Origin of the sequence: Priestia sp. YIM B13489, assembly GCF_042787645.1 — a bacterium.
Taxonomy (GTDB): domain Bacteria; phylum Bacillota; class Bacilli; order Bacillales; family Bacillaceae_H; genus Priestia; species Priestia megaterium.
In genome coordinates, this window is sequence record NZ_JBHZOQ010000053.1 from 1,747,623 (window position 1) to 1,763,154 (window position 15,532).

The window sequence follows — 15,532 nt, forward strand, 5'->3', positions numbered from 1 at the left end:
TTATAGGTATTTGACTAGTCCGTTTGACAAAATTTCACCTTTCGCCGCGATATAATAATGAATAAGTATAATTAGCGGGTGGTGGGAGAATGCAAAAGACGGAAAGAGATTTTGCAAGTCCAACAACAGAGGCGGTATTTAACCGAACTAGATTAGAAATGTCCCGTGTGTTTACAAAGGCGGGTATGAAAACGGAAAAGGTGTTATTTCAATGGGGATTGTTGCTGCTAGTCGTAGGTTTTTTATTAGGACGAGCGTTAATTTTAATGAAAATCATGCCATTTGCTTTGCCATTCTTTGCAGCTGTAATGGCTATAAAGAAAGAAAAAGCACCGTTAGCAAGTTTAGCCGTATTGGCAGGGGCATTTAGTGTTTCCATTCAAAATGGAGGTACCGTATTTGCTACACTATTTGTTTTCTTACTAATTCATCGATTTAGCGGCATACTGACAATGGATCCGTTAAAGAAGCTGCCGTTCACTGTATTTAGCGCGATGTTACTTACAAAACTAACTATTTTTTATGTGTTTACCAAGGAATTCACCATGTATGATTTTACATTTGTGGCAGTAGAAGCAGGGTTGAGCTTTATCTTAACCATGATTTTCTTACAAAGCGTGCCTTTAATTTCATACCGAAAGCGAAAACAATCATTAAAAACAGAAGAAGTGATTTCTCTAATCATTTTGTTGGCATCTGTTATGACGGGGACAATAGGGTGGATGATTTACGGGCTTTCGGCTGAACATATATTATCTCGTTACTTAGTATTAGTTTTTGCATTTGTATCCGGCCCTACGATAGGAGCTACGGTAGGGGTCGTAACCGGTTTAATTTTAAGCTTCGCGAATGTTTCTAGTTTGTATGAAATGAGTTTACTCGCTTTTTCCGGCTTGCTTGGAGGACTTTTAAAAGACGGTAAAAAGCTAGGAGCAGCTCTTGGGCTGGTTGTTGGTTCATTGCTAATTGGCCTATATGCTCAGGCAGATCAAGGGTTGACGACTAATTTGTATGAATCACTGACGGCTGTTGTCCTATTTTTATTAACCCCATCTTTTGTTTTGAAAAACTTGAGTAAATTAGTACCAGGGACATCTGAAAACATGCTTGAACAACAGCAGTACGTGCGCAAGATCCGAGATGTAACAGCGAATCGCGTAGAACAGTTCTCAAATGTTTTTCAAGCACTTTCCAAAAGTTTTACGCAAAATGGATTTTATGATGAAAAGCCAAGCGCCGATAAAGAAGTCGATTATTTCTTAAGCAGCGTTACCGAAAGGACGTGCCAATTTTGTTTTAAAAAAGAACAATGTTGGGCACAGCAGTTTGATACAACCTATGAATATATGAAGGAAATTATGCTTGAAGTTGATAATGGCACTCTTGAACAAAATCCAAGACTAATTCGAGAAATGGACAAACATTGTGTGAAATCGAAAAAAGTCATCGATGTGATTGAGCATGAACTTACGTATTTTAAAGCCAATCAGCACTTAAAAGCCCAAATTCAAGAAAGTAGAAGGATTGTAGCAGAACAGCTTCACGGTGTTTCTGAAGTTATGGGAAATTTTGCAAAAGAAATTAAGCGAGAGCGCGAAAATTTAAATGTACAAGAAGAACAGATTTTAGAAGCTCTTCGCAACTTTGGGATGGAAATCAATCAAATTGAAATTTATAGCTTAGAACCTGGAAATGTAGATATTGAAATGTGGGTGCCATATTGTCACGGAAGAGGAGAATGCGAGAAGATTATTGCGCCAATGCTTACAGATATCTTAGGTGAAAGTATTGTAGTAAAGAACGAAGAATGTGCTAAATATCCTCAAGGCTATTGCCACGTTTCGTTTGGCTGTACAAAAGCGTACGTTGTTGATACAGGCGTAGCACATGCTGCTAAAGGCGGAGGGTTTGTATCCGGTGACAGCTACTCCATGATTGAGCTAAACGCTGGTAAGTATGCACTAGCTATTAGCGATGGTATGGGGAATGGAGAGCGTGCCCACTATGAAAGCAGCGAAACGCTTCAGCTGTTAAAACAAATTTTACAAACAGGAATAGAAGAGACAATTGCAATTAAATCGATTAACTCTATTTTATCGCTGCGTACAAACGATGAGATCTTTTCTACGTTAGATTTAGCGATGATCGACTTACAAGATGCCAATGTAAACTTCTTGAAAATCGGTTCTACGCCAAGCTTCATCAAACGTGGAGACAAGGTGATTAAAATACAGGCAAGCAATTTGCCAATGGGCATTATTGAAGAATTTGAAGTGGATGTTGTGAATGAACAAATGAAGGCCGAAGACTTATTAATTATGATGAGTGATGGCGTATTTGAAGGACCAAAACACGTTGAGAACTACGAAATGTGGATGAAGCGAAAAATTGGCGAGCTTCAAACAAACGATCCACAAGAAATTGCAGACTTAATTATGGAAGAAGTTATTCGAACAAAATCAGGCTTGATTGAAGATGATATGACGGTAGTTGTGGCAAAACTTCAGCACAATACCCCGAAATGGTCATCGATTCCTTCTTACGCTTATCGTAAAAAAGCACAATAGTTAGATAGAAGTATATTTTATCTCCTCCTCGTCTATCATGTTAATACTGATAATGAGGAGGGGATTTTTTTATGAAAAAAGGTACATTGAAACAGATGTTGGTCATTACGGACGGTGGTTCGAATACAGGTGAAGATCCGGTAGCAATGGCAGCACTAGCTAAAGAACAAGGGATTAGTGTAAACGTTATTGGTGTGATGGAAGAGGACACAATTGATGAGCAAAGCACGAATGAAATAGAAGGCATTGCCATGTCAGGCGGTGGCGTGAGTCAAATTGTTTACGTAAAACAGCTTTCTCAAACTGTTCAAATGGTTACAAGGCAAGCAATGACGCAAACACTTCAAGGCGTTGTAAATAAAGAGCTTCAGCAAATTCTAGGTTCCTCTAATTCAAGATTAGAAGAGTTATCTCCTGAGAAGCGAGGAGAAATCATGGAAGTTGTTGATGAACTTGGGGAAACGGTTGACTTAGAGATTCTTATTTTAGTTGACATGAGCGGAAGTATGAAAAATAAGCTTCCTACTGTAAAGGAGTCACTGTTAGATTTATCGTTAAGCTTGAATGCTCGCATGGGGCATAATCAATTTTCAATCTTTTTATTTCCTGGGAAAAAGAAAGATGTAGAGAAGCTAATGGACTGGAATCCAAGATTAGAGTCGCTTTCAACGATTTTTCCAAAACTAACAGCAGGAGGTATTACGCCTACTGGACCGGCTATCAAAGAGGCTACTCATTATTTCACCAAAAAGCGCTCATTGAGAGGGTTGTTAAAAAATAATGAACAATACATTGAAGAATCAGGTATGTAACCTATCTCCGGGAACAGAAATTCAAGGGAAATGGCATCACGTCCATTATAAAATTCTTGAGAAATTAGGCGTGGGGGCAACTGGAGTTGTCTATTTAGTTCAATTAGTAAACGGAACGCTAGCAGCGTTAAAAATAAGCTTTTCCAACATGTCTGTTACAGCAGAAGTGAATGTATTAAAAAAGCTCTCTCAAGTCAAAGACAAAGTGCTAGGACCGCGCTTACTTGATGTAGATGATTGGAGCTATGGTTCTCATGCTCTTTCTTTCTATGTAATGGAGTATGTGAAAGGGCAGCCTCTCCTTTCCTTTATCTCAACAAGAGGGACAGAATGGCTGCAAGTATTTGCAAGTCAGCTCTTAACAGACTTGGAAAACCTTCATGAAGAAGGGTGGGTATTTGGCGATTTAAAACCAGAAAACCTGGTCGTAACATCTAACCCCGTAAAAGTTCGATGGATTGACGTCGGAGGAACAACTCTGCAAGGGCGGTCAATAAAAGAATTTACCGACTTTTATGATCGGGCGCACTGGGGGCTTGGCTCCCGAAAAGCAGAACCGACCTATGATTTGTTTGCTGTATCTATGGTTTTGATTCACGCAGCTTATGGCAAGCGAATTAATAAAACGGACAAACCGGCTGAACAATTAAAACAATTTATATTAACAACAAAGCAGTTGGAACCTTTCGGGGACGTTTTGTATCAAGCGGTTACGGGAAAGTATAAGTCAGCTAAAGAAATGAAAACAGAGGTGTTATCGGTCGAAAAAAGAAGAGGGGCAAAAAGTAAAGGAACAAAGCCTCAAAACGTTCGTCAACCGTCTGCCCCTCGTGTTAAAGTAAAGAAGAAGCGTTCTCACGTGTTAGAGACGCTACTACTTTGTACATCTGTAATGTTGATTTATATTTTGTATCTATTTATTCAAGTGCTATAAAGTTTGGAGAAATTGTGAAACTTTCCTTATAGTCATTCGTATAAAGTAAATTAATGATACATTATTGCGTGTACATTATAAGGATGAGTCATTCCTATGGAAAAGCAAGTGAACAATTTTATGACAAAACATCAGTTATTATCCGCAGGCTCTACAGTGGTTGTAGGTATTTCTGGTGGTCCTGATTCTTTAGCACTGGTGCATTTCTTATGGAGTCTGAAAGAGCAAAAATCTCTTACTATTATTGCTGCTCATGTTGATCATATGTTCCGGGGAGAAGAGTCACAGCAAGATATGGAATATGTGCAGAACTACTGCAAACAATTGAATATTAAATGTGAGGCGAAGCAAATTGATGTTACTGCCTATCAGAAGGAAAGAAAGTTATCTTCTCAAGTAGCAGCCAGAGAATGCCGCTATACATTTTTTACTCATGTTATGAAGAAGCACAAAGCAAATTTTCTTGCATTAGGACATCACGGAGATGATCAGATTGAAACGATGTTAATGCGAATGGTCCGAGGCAGTACGATGAATGGATACGCAGGGATGCAGCCCAAGCGGCCATATGCGGATGGATTTATTATTAGGCCGTTCCTAGCCGTAACGAAAGAAGAAATCAATCGCTACTGTAAGCTACATGGGCTTACCCCTCGGATTGATCCGAGTAATGAGAAAGACTCGTACACGAGAAATCGATTTCGTCATTACGTTTTGCCATTTTTAAAGCAAGAAAACGCAGCTGTACATGAAAAATTTCAACAATTTAGCGAGAACTTGCATGAAGATCAAGCATACTTAGAGGAATTAACGACCGATGTGATGAATAAAGTAATGAGAAAGAAATTGCAAAATGAAATTCTCATCGATAGAGATTGTTTTCTAAGGATACGCAAGCCTTTACAAAGGCGTGGTATTCAACTAATATTAAACTATCTCTATAAAGAAATTCCTCCAACCCTTTCCTCAGCGCATGTTGACATGTTAGTAGGATTTTGCGAAAGTGAAAAACCGTCTGGGACGCTTGACTTTCCAAATGGTTTACGTATTATCCGATCTTACAACGACTGTCTTTTCACCTTTAATGAGGGGAACATCGAGCCATATGAATTTATTGTTCCGATTCCAGGGGTCGTCGAGCTTCCAAATGGTCACCAGCTTATTTGTGAAATACATAATAAAGTCGAAGATATAAAAGGAAACGATGTTTTTCTTTTAGATGAAGCTCACGATTTACAATCATTAAAGGTAAGGACACGAAAAAATGGCGATAAAATGCGAGTAAAGGGCATGAAGGGACATAAAAAAGTAAAGGATATTTTTATCGATGAAAAAATCCCTTTACACTTCAGAGATCATTGGCCGGTAGTGGAAGATAGCCAAGGAACTATTTTGTGGCTACCTGGTTTGAAAAAATCTGCTTATGAACTGCATACACATAAGTCCAGATATGTTATTTTATACTATAAGTAGCGAAAACTTCTAGGAGGCAAGTAAGGAATGAAGCAGGATATTCAAGAAATTTTGATTTCAGAAGAAGAAATACAACAGAAAGTAAAAGAATTGGGTAAGCTATTATCTGAGGAATACGCTGACCGTTTTCCTTTGGTAATCGGTGTATTAAAAGGCGCTATGCCTTTTATGTCTGATCTAATTAAGCGTGTTGATACATATTTAGAAATGGATTTTATGGATGTATCAAGTTATGGCAATGCGATGGTTTCTTCTGGTGAAGTAAAAATCCTAAAAGATTTAGATACATCAGTTGAAGGTCGAGACATTCTTATCTTAGAGGATATTATCGACAGCGGCTTAACGCTTAGCTACCTTGTAGAGTTATTCAAGTACCGTAAAGCTAAGTCAATTAAGATTGTCACACTCTTAGACAAACCAACAGGTCGTAAAGCATCTATTAAAGCAGATTACGTTGGATTTGAAGTACCTGATGCATTCGTAGTAGGGTATGGATTAGATTATCAAGAGAAATATCGTAACCTGCCGTATATTGGGGTTCTTAAACCGCAAGTATACAGCAATTAATAAGCACATATCCAAGTGCAATTTATTGGATAGGATAAATGTTCTATGTTAGTATTGAATACAGTATTTGTTTATCGTGGGAGGAGGTAAGAAATGAATCGGATCTTCCGTAATACCATCTTTTATTTACTTATATTTTTAGTCATTATTGGCGTGGTAAGCTTCTTTAGTGGCTCTAATCAAAAAGCAGAACCAATGAGATACGATACATTTGTTCAACACTTAGACAAAGGTGATGTGAAATCACTCTCTATGAAGCCTGAAAGAGGCGTGTATGTTGTGCAAGGGAAGTTAGATTCTTATAAAAAGGATCAAACGTTCCAAACTTACATCGTAGATGGTGACAAAGCACTTGATCGTATTGACGCTGCTTCCGAAAATAATCAAGTAGAAGTTGATTTTAAACCTGCTGATGAAACAAGCGGCTGGGTAACGTTCTTTACGTCAATCATTCCGTTTGTTATTATTTTCATCCTATTCTTCTTCTTACTGAACCAAGCTCAAGGTGGCGGAAGCCGCGTTATGAACTTCGGTAAAAGTAAGGCTAAGCTTTACAGTGAAGAAAAGAAAAAGGTTAAATTTAAAGACGTAGCTGGTGCAGACGAAGAAAAGCAAGAACTTGTGGAAGTTGTTGAGTTCTTAAAAGATCCTCGTAAGTTCGCAGAGCTAGGTGCAAGAATTCCGAAGGGTGTCTTACTTGTGGGACCTCCTGGTACTGGTAAAACATTATTAGCAAGAGCCGTTGCTGGCGAAGCAGGCGTTCCTTTCTTCTCTATCAGTGGTTCAGACTTTGTTGAAATGTTTGTTGGGGTCGGTGCTTCTCGTGTTCGTGATTTATTCGAAAATGCGAAGAAGAATGCTCCATGTATTATCTTTATTGATGAAATCGATGCTGTAGGTCGTCAACGTGGCGCAGGTCTTGGTGGCGGACACGATGAGCGTGAACAAACATTGAACCAGTTGCTTGTTGAGATGGATGGTTTTGGTGCTAACGAAGGTATCATTATCATTGCAGCAACAAACCGCCCGGATATCTTAGATCCAGCGTTATTACGTCCAGGCCGTTTCGACCGTCAAATTACGGTAGATCGTCCAGATGTAAATGGCCGTGAAGCAGTGCTTAAAGTACATGCTCGCAATAAGCCTTTAGATGAATCAGTAAACTTAAAAGCAATTGCTATGCGTACGCCAGGTTTCTCAGGTGCAGATCTCGAAAACTTGTTAAACGAAGCTGCCTTAGTAGCTGCTAGACAGGACAAAAAGAAAATTGAAATGGTTGACATTGACGAAGCAACAGACCGCGTAATTGCAGGTCCAGCTAAGAAAAGTCGAGTTATTTCTAAAAAAGAACGCAATATTGTTGCTTATCATGAAGCAGGACATACAATTATCGGTGTCGTATTAGACGAAGCTGATATGGTACATAAAGTAACCATTGTTCCACGTGGGCAAGCTGGTGGATATGCTGTTATGTTACCAAAAGAAGATCGCTACTTTATGACGAAGCCAGAGCTGCTGGATAAAATTGTTGGATTGCTTGGTGGTCGCGTAGCTGAGGAAATTATTTTCGGCGAAGTGAGTACAGGTGCTCATAATGACTTCCAGCGTGCAACAAGCATCGCTCGTAAAATGGTAACAGAATACGGTATGAGTGAAAAGTTAGGACCAATGCAATTCGGTCAATCACAACAAGGCCAAGTATTCTTAGGTCGTGATTTACACAGTGAACAAAACTACAGTGATGCGATTGCTCATGAAATTGATAATGAAATCCAACGTTTCATTAAAGAAAGCTATGAGCGTGCGAAGCAGATCTTAACGGAAAACCGTGACAAGTTAGAGCTTGTAGCTCAAACATTGTTAGAAGTAGAAACGTTAGACGCTGAGCAAATCAACCACTTAGTAGATCATGGAACTCTTCCAGACCGTTCTAGTCACGTAACAGATGAAGATGTTAAAGTAAACATCCAAACAAAGACAGACGATGAAGAGCCAAAAGCATAAGACAATAAAGATCAGTGGAGATATTCTCCACTGATTTTTTAATGAGCAAAAGTTAGGTTTGGTAAAAGATTTTCGTATATATGGTGGATAAGTAGGATATCCACTAGAGAATCGTGTCATTATATTCCTATTTTATCTAGAATATACACGTCTATTTACCAGTTATGGTATGATGGTTTCAGTGTGAATACTGAATTTATATAAAGTGGTGATTGAAATGATTTTTGTATTAGATGTTGGAAATACGAATACGGTATTAGGTGTATACGATGGAGATGAATTGAAGTATCACTGGCGTGTAGAAACAAGCCGTAATAAAACAGAAGACGAGTATGGCATGACAATCAAAGCCTTGCTTGAGCACGTTAGTTTATCTTTTAAAGATATTCATGGTATTATTATTTCCTCTGTTGTTCCTCCTATTATGTTTGCATTGGAGAGAATGTGTCAAAAGTATTTTCATTTAAAGCCGCTTGTTGTTGGTCCTGGAATTAAGACGGGTTTAAATATTAAATATGAAAATCCGCGTGAAGTGGGAGCAGACCGTATTGTAAATGCTGTTGCTGGAATTCAGCTATACGGAAGCCCTTTAATTATCGTTGATTTTGGTACCGCAACCACATATTGCTATATTGATGAAAATAAGCAATATATGGGTGGTGCGATTGCCCCTGGTATTAATATTTCGACAGAAGCTCTTTATTCAAGAGCATCTAAGCTTCCGCGAATTGAAATTGCGCGACCAAATAGCATTGTGGGAAAAAATACAGTATCTGCGATGCAAGCAGGTATTTTATATGGATACGTTGGACAAGTAGAAGGAATTGTAGCAAGAATGAAAGAGCAAGCAACAGTAAATCCTAAAGTTATTGCTACTGGAGGACTCGCAACATTGATTGCTAAAGAGTCGGATATTATTGATATTGTGGATCCATTTTTGACTTTAAAAGGATTGCAAATAATTTATACAAAAAATATGGAGTAAGAGGTGTATATTATGGGTGACTATTTAGTAAAAGCATTAGCTTACAATAGTCAAGTTCGCGCTTATGCAGTAAAAACAACGGATACAGTTGGAGAAGCGCAGCGCCGTCACTATACATGGCCTACAGCCTCTGCAGCATTGGGACGTTCAATGACTGCGGGAGTCATGATGGGGGCTATGCTAAAGGGTGAGCAAAAGCTAACAATTAAAATTGAAGGCCGCGGCCCAATTGGCGTTATTTTAGTAGACAGCAATGCTAAAGGGGAAGTGCGTGGATATGTAACGAATCCACAAACGCACTTCGATTTAAATCAGCATGGGAAATTAGATGTAGCACGTGCTGTAGGTACAGAGGGCACGCTAAGTGTCGTAAAAGATATCGGAATGCGTGATCAATTTAACGGACAAGTACCTATTGTATCGGGAGAATTAGGAGAGGATTTCACGTATTATTTTGTGACATCTGAACAAGTCCCATCTTCAGTAGGTGTAGGTGTACTTGTTAACCCTGATAACACGATCTTAGCTGCGGGCGGATTTATCATTCAGCTTCTGCCGGGAACAGATGATAAAACGATTACAGCTATTGAACAACGATTACAGACGATTGAACCAATTTCAAAACTGATTCAAAAAGGTCTTTCTCCTGAGGAAATCTTAGAAGAAGTTCTTGGAAAAGAAAATGTGAAGTTTCTGGAGACAATGCCTGTAGAGTTCAAATGTCAGTGCTCAGAAGAAAGAATTGCCAATGCTATTATCAGCTTAGGACAAGAAGAGATTCAATCGATGATTGAGGAAGACGGCCAAGCTGAAGCCCAGTGTCATTTCTGTAATGAGACCTATCGTTTTGATAAAAAGCAGCTTGAAGAAATGAAAGAACAAGCAATTTAAATGAAATAAAAGATTCTTAAAAGGCGTCATTTTATAAATGAGCGCCTTTTTTTATAGATATTAAGTTCTATTTCTGTATATATTGATCTAAAAATATAACAAAATTAGGTAAATGGAAAGACAAAATGATTGACAATTTAGAAAACATCTGATAAATTGTATACAAAATCAATAAAATTAGTTGGTATTAGGAGTGGTCATATGGCACGTATTGCAAATTCAATTACAGAGTTAATTGGTCAAACACCAATCGTAAAACTAAACCGTCTAGTTGAAGAAGATATGGCGGATGTATATTTAAAATTAGAATTTATGAACCCGGGAAGCAGCGTAAAAGATCGTATCGCATTAGCGATGATTGAAGATGCGGAAGCAAAAGGTGTGTTAAAACCTGGCGACACAATCATTGAACCAACAAGTGGTAACACAGGAATTGGCTTAGCAATGGTAGCTGCAGCAAAAGGATACCGTGCTATTTTAACAATGCCTGAAACGATGAGTATTGAGCGTCGTAATCTGCTTCGTGCATACGGTGCAGAGTTAGTATTAACACCAGGTCCAGAAGGAATGAAAGGGGCGGTTAATAAAGCAACTGAGCTTGCAAAAGAGCACGGCTACTTTATTCCTCAGCAGTTCCAAAACGAGGCGAACCCAGAAGTGCACCGTCAAACAACGGCTAAAGAAATCATCGAGCAGTTCGGCGATCAGCTAGATGGATTTGTGGCAGGTATCGGTACTGGCGGTACTATTACAGGTGCTGGTGAAGTGTTAAAAGAAAAGTACCCAAATATCAAAATTTATGCGGTAGAGCCAGCTGATTCTCCGATTTTAAGCGGTGGTCAACCAGGACCTCATAAAATTCAAGGAATTGGTGCAAACTTTGTTCCGGATACGCTTAACACGGAAGTATATGACGAAGTTGTCGCTGTTCAAAACGATCAAGCTTTTGAATATGCCCGTAAAGTAGCAAAAACAGAAGGTGTACTAGTAGGTATCTCTTCTGGGGCTGCGATTTATGCTGCGTTAAAAGCTGCAAAACAGCTTGGAAAAGGTAAAAAAGTGTTAGCGATTATTCCAAGTAACGGTGAGCGTTACCTAAGTACTCCATTGTTCCAATTCGAGGAACAAACACAAGCATAAAAACGATAAAAAAACAGCTTCTATATGAAGCTGTTTTTTTTCATCTAAGAATCATGTAAAATGAAAGCAGGTGATTTATTTTTAGGAGAGTGAACAAATGCAGCAAAGAATGACTTGGGGCGAATCTATTTCTATCTCTAAAAGCCAATGGTTCAAAAAATATCAAGAGTTGTCAAAAGAGGAACCGAATCATATCCTGCTTGAAAGCGGTCGAGGCGGAAAGTTTCAAATAATGGGATTAAAACCTGTAGCCATTTTGCGAGGCGAACAAAACGAGCTTCATATCAAAACGGATGACCAAACTACTGTTCAAAAAGGTAATCCGCTTCATCTTATGCGAGACTGGATGAAGAAGTTTGAAGCAGAGGTGAATCCAGATCTTCCTCCTTTTCAAGGTGGAGCAATTGGCTTTATTAGCTATGATTATATCCGCTATGTAGAAACCATACCTGACCTTGCTGAAGATTCATTGAAAACGCCGGACGTTTATTTCCTTATTTTCGATGACGTATTTGTATACGATCAAGAAAAGGAAAAGCTCTGGATTATCGTTAATGACGAAGCAGATTGTAAAGAGCAGGCACATAAGCGTATTGATCAATACAAAAAGGACTGGATGGGGGCAAGTGATGAAGGACTCTCATATGAGCAGATTCATCGTGTTGCCGAAAAGAGTGAGGTTTCGATGTCTGAAGCTGCTTTTTCAGATGCTACAACACGCGTACATGAGTACATCGGGCAAGGCGATGTGTTTCAAGTGAACTTATCTGTTCGACAGTCTCAACAGCTTCAAACTCATCCTATGCATATCTACGAACAGGTACGAAAAATCAACCCGTCTCCTTACATGTCTTATATGCAGACAGAAGAATTTCACATTGTGAGCTGTTCACCAGAATTATTAGTGAAAAAAGCCGGTGATGAAATCAGTACGAGACCGATTGCGGGAACACGCTCCCGCGGTAAGGATGATCAAGAAGATCAACAGTTAGCAGATGAGCTTATTCATAACGAAAAAGAGCGTGCAGAGCATGTGATGCTTGTTGACTTAGAGCGTAATGATCTTGGTAGAGTAAGCGAATATGGTACTGTGCATGTTGACGAGTTTATGGTTATTGAAAAATATTCACATGTCATGCATATTGTGTCTAATGTAAAAGGCAAGCTCGCGCGCAACAAAGATTTTGTAGATATCGTAGATGCGGTTTTTCCTGGAGGAACGATTACTGGAGCACCTAAAGTTCGTACAATGGAAATCATTGAAGAACTTGAACCAGTTCGAAGAGGAATTTATACAGGATCGATTGGTTGGATTGGGTTTAATGGAGATATGGAATTAAATATTGCGATTCGCACTATGATTATTCAAGACGGCCAAGCTTATGTGCAGGCTGGTGCGGGTGTTGTGATTGATTCAAATCCGAAACACGAATACAAAGAATCACTGAAAAAAGCAATTGCACTATGGAAAGCAAAAGAGCAGAGCGAAAATGAGCTGAGTGAGGGTGAGTAAAGATGATATTAATGATTGATAATTATGATTCTTTTACGTTTAATTTAGTACAGTATTTAGGTGAGCTAGGGCATGAGCTTCTTGTAAAAAGAAATGATGAAATTACACTTTCTGAAATTGAAGTGCTAAATCCAGATTTCTTGATGATCTCCCCGGGACCATGCAGTCCTAACGAAGCGGGAATCAGTCTAGAAGCCATCGAGTATTTTGCAGGTAAGATTCCAATATTCGGCGTATGCTTAGGGCATCAGTCGATTGGGCAAGCTTTTGGAGGGAATGTGATTCGTGCGGATAAATTAATGCACGGGAAAACATCTGAAATGCATCATGATGGCCGTACTATCTTTAAAGGTCTTGATAATCCGTTCACGGCAACGCGGTATCATTCTTTGATTGTAGAAAAAAGTTCACTGCCGGATTGCTTTGAGATTTCAGCGTGGACAGCAGAAGATGAAATTATGGCGATTCGCCATAAATCATTACCTATTGAAGGAGTACAGTTCCATCCTGAATCTATCATGACTTCTTACGGTAAAGAAATGCTGAAGAATTTTATTGAAACTTACGAAAAAAAGCGAGTGTAATGATATGTATATATACGTAAATGGCGAAGTAAAGTCTGCGTCTGAAGCCACTATTTCTCCGTTTGATCACGGATATATGTATGGCCTAGGGCTGTTTGAAACGTTACGAGTGTATGAAGGTCATCCATTTTTAGTGGAAGACCATCTGGATCGCCTGCATAGCAGCTTACGTGAATTAAATATTGTATGGGACTACTCTACACAGGACGTGTTGGAAATCATTAATAGTTTGTTAATGAAAAACAATGAGAGAAATGCGTATGTTCGATTAAATGTCTCAGCAGGAAATGGCGGAATTGGCTTGCAAGTGGAAGAATACGACAAGCCATCTACAATCGTATATATGAAATCAATGCCTCATCCATCGAGCCCCCTTGTAAAAGAGGGGCTTATTCTTGAGACGAAACGAAATACGCCTGAAGGAACCATGAGATTAAAATCTCATCATTATTTAAATAATGTACTAGCTAAGCGAGAAGTTGGTTCGGACTTAAATAAAGAGGGTATCTTTTTAACAAAAGAAGGGTTCTTAGCCGAAGGTATTGTGTCCAATTTATTTTTTGTAAAAGATGATTGTGTATATACGCCGTCTCTTGAAACAGGTATCTTAAATGGAATTACGAGACAGTTTATCTTTACGCTTTTACAAAAGAAAAACATAGAGGTTGTAGAAGGCTTATTTACGGTGGAACAGCTCTTGGAGGGTGATGAAGCTTTCGTTACAAATTCCATTCAAGAAATCGTACCTCTTCGAAGTATAAAGGATAAGCAGTTTTCAGTAGGAGACCATACGCTGACAGCTCAGTTGCAAAAAGAGTATCGCTCTTACACAATGTCGCTAATGAGTCGACACGAGCTACATGTATAAAAGCGAAAGGAGAGACTAAAGATGGATAAAATTCATGTAAATGATATGCGTTTCTATGGCTATCATGGCGTATTTCCAGAAGAAAATAAATTAGGGCAGCGTTTTCACGTGGATTTAGCTGTGGAACTGGATTTAAAGCAAGCTGGTACTACGGACAATTTAGAATACTCGGTGAGCTATGCAGATTTATACCAAACATGCCAGGAAGTTGTAGAGAAGCGCACGTTCAAGTTAGTTGAAACGGTGGCTGAAACGATTGCATCTGAATTGCTTGCTAATTACGAACTCGTGCAGGCTTGTACAGTAAAGGTATATAAACCCGATCCGCCAATTCCCGGTTATTATCAATCGGTAGCTATTGAAATTAAAAGGAGCCGTTGAATGACAACAGAAGCATATATTGCATTAGGATCAAATATTGGAAATCGAATGGAACATTTGAAGTCAGGAGTTACTGGCTTGATGAAACACTCTGAGATTAAGGTAGTGGCTGTTTCATCTGTTTATGAAACGGCCCCTGTCGGGTATACGAATCAAGCAAGCTTTTTAAACATGGTAGTAAAAATACAAACAACGTATTCGTCAGAGCACCTTTTAGATTGTTTGCAAGCCATTGAACAAACGGCAGGCCGAAAAAGAGAGATTGTATGGGGACCTAGAACCCTTGATTTAGATATCTTACTTTATAGTAATGAAATCATTCACACGGATAGACTGAGCGTCCCTCATCCCCGAATGTTTGAACGAGCGTTTGTGATGGTTCCTCTAAACGAACTAGCTCCATCTCTTATTCTCCCTGTAGCAGAAGAAAAAGTTGAAACCATCACAACACGTTTATCAGATTTAAAAGATGTAAAATTATTTCGAGAGCAAACAACGGGTATACTAGATATGTTCGAAAATAATCGTAATGATTTACATAAGTGAAAATGAATCTTATTAGTTGATTCATTTTTATATTGGCGTAAAGTAGAGTTCATAGTGAAAACTTTGAGATTTGGGTTCGCAGGTTTTGGGTTTATTCGGTAGCTTGTTAGAGAAATCGAAGAAAAAGAGAAGCGAAGCAAGAATAAAGCGATTTGACATAGAGAAACGACTGAACCTATAATAATTTTAAAGAAACGTAGTAGTTGCCAGTAAACATGCTGGCCTTTTTTCTGTTTCGGAAAACTTAATTATACGATGGAGATGAGT

Annotated in this window: 14 protein-coding genes; all 14 read left to right on the forward strand. The window is 38.8% G+C overall.

Going from position 1 to position 15,532, the window contains the following annotated elements; translation table 11 throughout:
* Positions 1-89 precede the first annotated feature (89 nt).
* The 14 genes from spoIIE to folK all read left to right on the forward strand — a co-directional run bounded on the left by spoIIE (position 90) and on the right by folK (position 15,265).
* Positions 90-2,567 carry a stage II sporulation protein E gene (gene spoIIE / locus ACFX4W_RS14775; protein WP_013054880.1) on the forward strand — a complete coding sequence of 826 codons (2,478 nt, stop codon included), beginning with the start codon at positions 90-92 and terminating at the stop codon, positions 2,565-2,567.
* Positions 2,568-2,638: 71 nt separating this feature from the next.
* Entirely contained in the window at positions 2,639-3,379 is a 741-nt protein-coding gene (locus ACFX4W_RS14780) for a VWA domain-containing protein (RefSeq protein WP_013054881.1), read from the forward strand.
* The gene (locus ACFX4W_RS14785; protein WP_034654932.1) at positions 3,348-4,313 is read left to right on the forward strand and encodes a protein kinase domain-containing protein; all 966 of its coding nucleotides are present in this window, start codon (positions 3,348-3,350) and stop codon (positions 4,311-4,313) included. The genes ACFX4W_RS14780 and ACFX4W_RS14785 overlap by 32 nt, the downstream gene beginning before the upstream one ends.
* 96 nt (positions 4,314-4,409) lie before the next feature.
* On the forward strand, positions 4,410-5,786 hold the full coding sequence (gene tilS / locus ACFX4W_RS14790) for a tRNA lysidine(34) synthetase TilS (RefSeq protein ID WP_043979004.1): 1,377 nt from the start codon (positions 4,410-4,412) through the stop codon (positions 5,784-5,786).
* A gap of 27 nt (positions 5,787-5,813) precedes the next feature.
* On the forward strand, positions 5,814-6,353 hold the full coding sequence (gene hpt, locus ACFX4W_RS14795; protein ID WP_013054884.1) for a hypoxanthine phosphoribosyltransferase: 540 nt from the start codon (positions 5,814-5,816) through the stop codon (positions 6,351-6,353).
* A gap of 93 nt (positions 6,354-6,446) precedes the next feature.
* Positions 6,447-8,357 (forward strand): ATP-dependent zinc metalloprotease FtsH, encoded by a 1,911-nt coding sequence (ftsH, locus tag ACFX4W_RS14800; RefSeq protein ID WP_013054885.1) that lies wholly within the window; start codon positions 6,447-6,449, stop codon positions 8,355-8,357.
* A gap of 217 nt (positions 8,358-8,574) precedes the next feature.
* On the forward strand, positions 8,575-9,342 hold the full coding sequence (locus ACFX4W_RS14805) for a type III pantothenate kinase (protein ID WP_013054886.1): 768 nt from the start codon (positions 8,575-8,577) through the stop codon (positions 9,340-9,342).
* Positions 9,343-9,354: 12 nt separating this feature from the next.
* Positions 9,355-10,233 carry an Hsp33 family molecular chaperone HslO gene (hslO, locus tag ACFX4W_RS14810; RefSeq protein WP_043979001.1) on the forward strand — a complete coding sequence of 293 codons (879 nt, stop codon included), beginning with the start codon at positions 9,355-9,357 and terminating at the stop codon, positions 10,231-10,233.
* A 201-nt stretch (positions 10,234-10,434) separates the two neighbouring features.
* The gene (gene cysK, locus ACFX4W_RS14815; protein WP_013054888.1) at positions 10,435-11,373 is read left to right on the forward strand and encodes a cysteine synthase A; all 939 of its coding nucleotides are present in this window, start codon (positions 10,435-10,437) and stop codon (positions 11,371-11,373) included.
* Between the two features lie 97 nt (positions 11,374-11,470).
* Entirely contained in the window at positions 11,471-12,886 is a 1,416-nt protein-coding gene (gene pabB / locus ACFX4W_RS14820; RefSeq protein ID WP_043979000.1) for an aminodeoxychorismate synthase component I, read from the forward strand.
* A 2-nt stretch (positions 12,887-12,888) separates the two neighbouring features.
* Positions 12,889-13,470, forward strand: a complete 582-nt coding sequence (gene pabA, locus ACFX4W_RS14825) for an aminodeoxychorismate/anthranilate synthase component II (RefSeq protein WP_013054890.1) — start codon at positions 12,889-12,891, stop codon at positions 13,468-13,470.
* Between the two features lie 4 nt (positions 13,471-13,474).
* Positions 13,475-14,338, forward strand: a complete 864-nt coding sequence (gene pabC, locus ACFX4W_RS14830) for an aminodeoxychorismate lyase (protein ID WP_043979051.1) — start codon at positions 13,475-13,477, stop codon at positions 14,336-14,338.
* Positions 14,339-14,359: 21 nt separating this feature from the next.
* Positions 14,360-14,719: a dihydroneopterin aldolase gene (gene folB / locus ACFX4W_RS14835; RefSeq protein ID WP_043978999.1), complete on the forward strand. Its 360-nt coding sequence runs from the start codon at positions 14,360-14,362 to the stop codon at positions 14,717-14,719.
* Positions 14,720-15,265 (forward strand): 2-amino-4-hydroxy-6-hydroxymethyldihydropteridine diphosphokinase, encoded by a 546-nt coding sequence (folK, locus tag ACFX4W_RS14840; RefSeq protein WP_028410339.1) that lies wholly within the window; start codon positions 14,720-14,722, stop codon positions 15,263-15,265.
* Positions 15,266-15,532 lie beyond the last annotated feature (267 nt).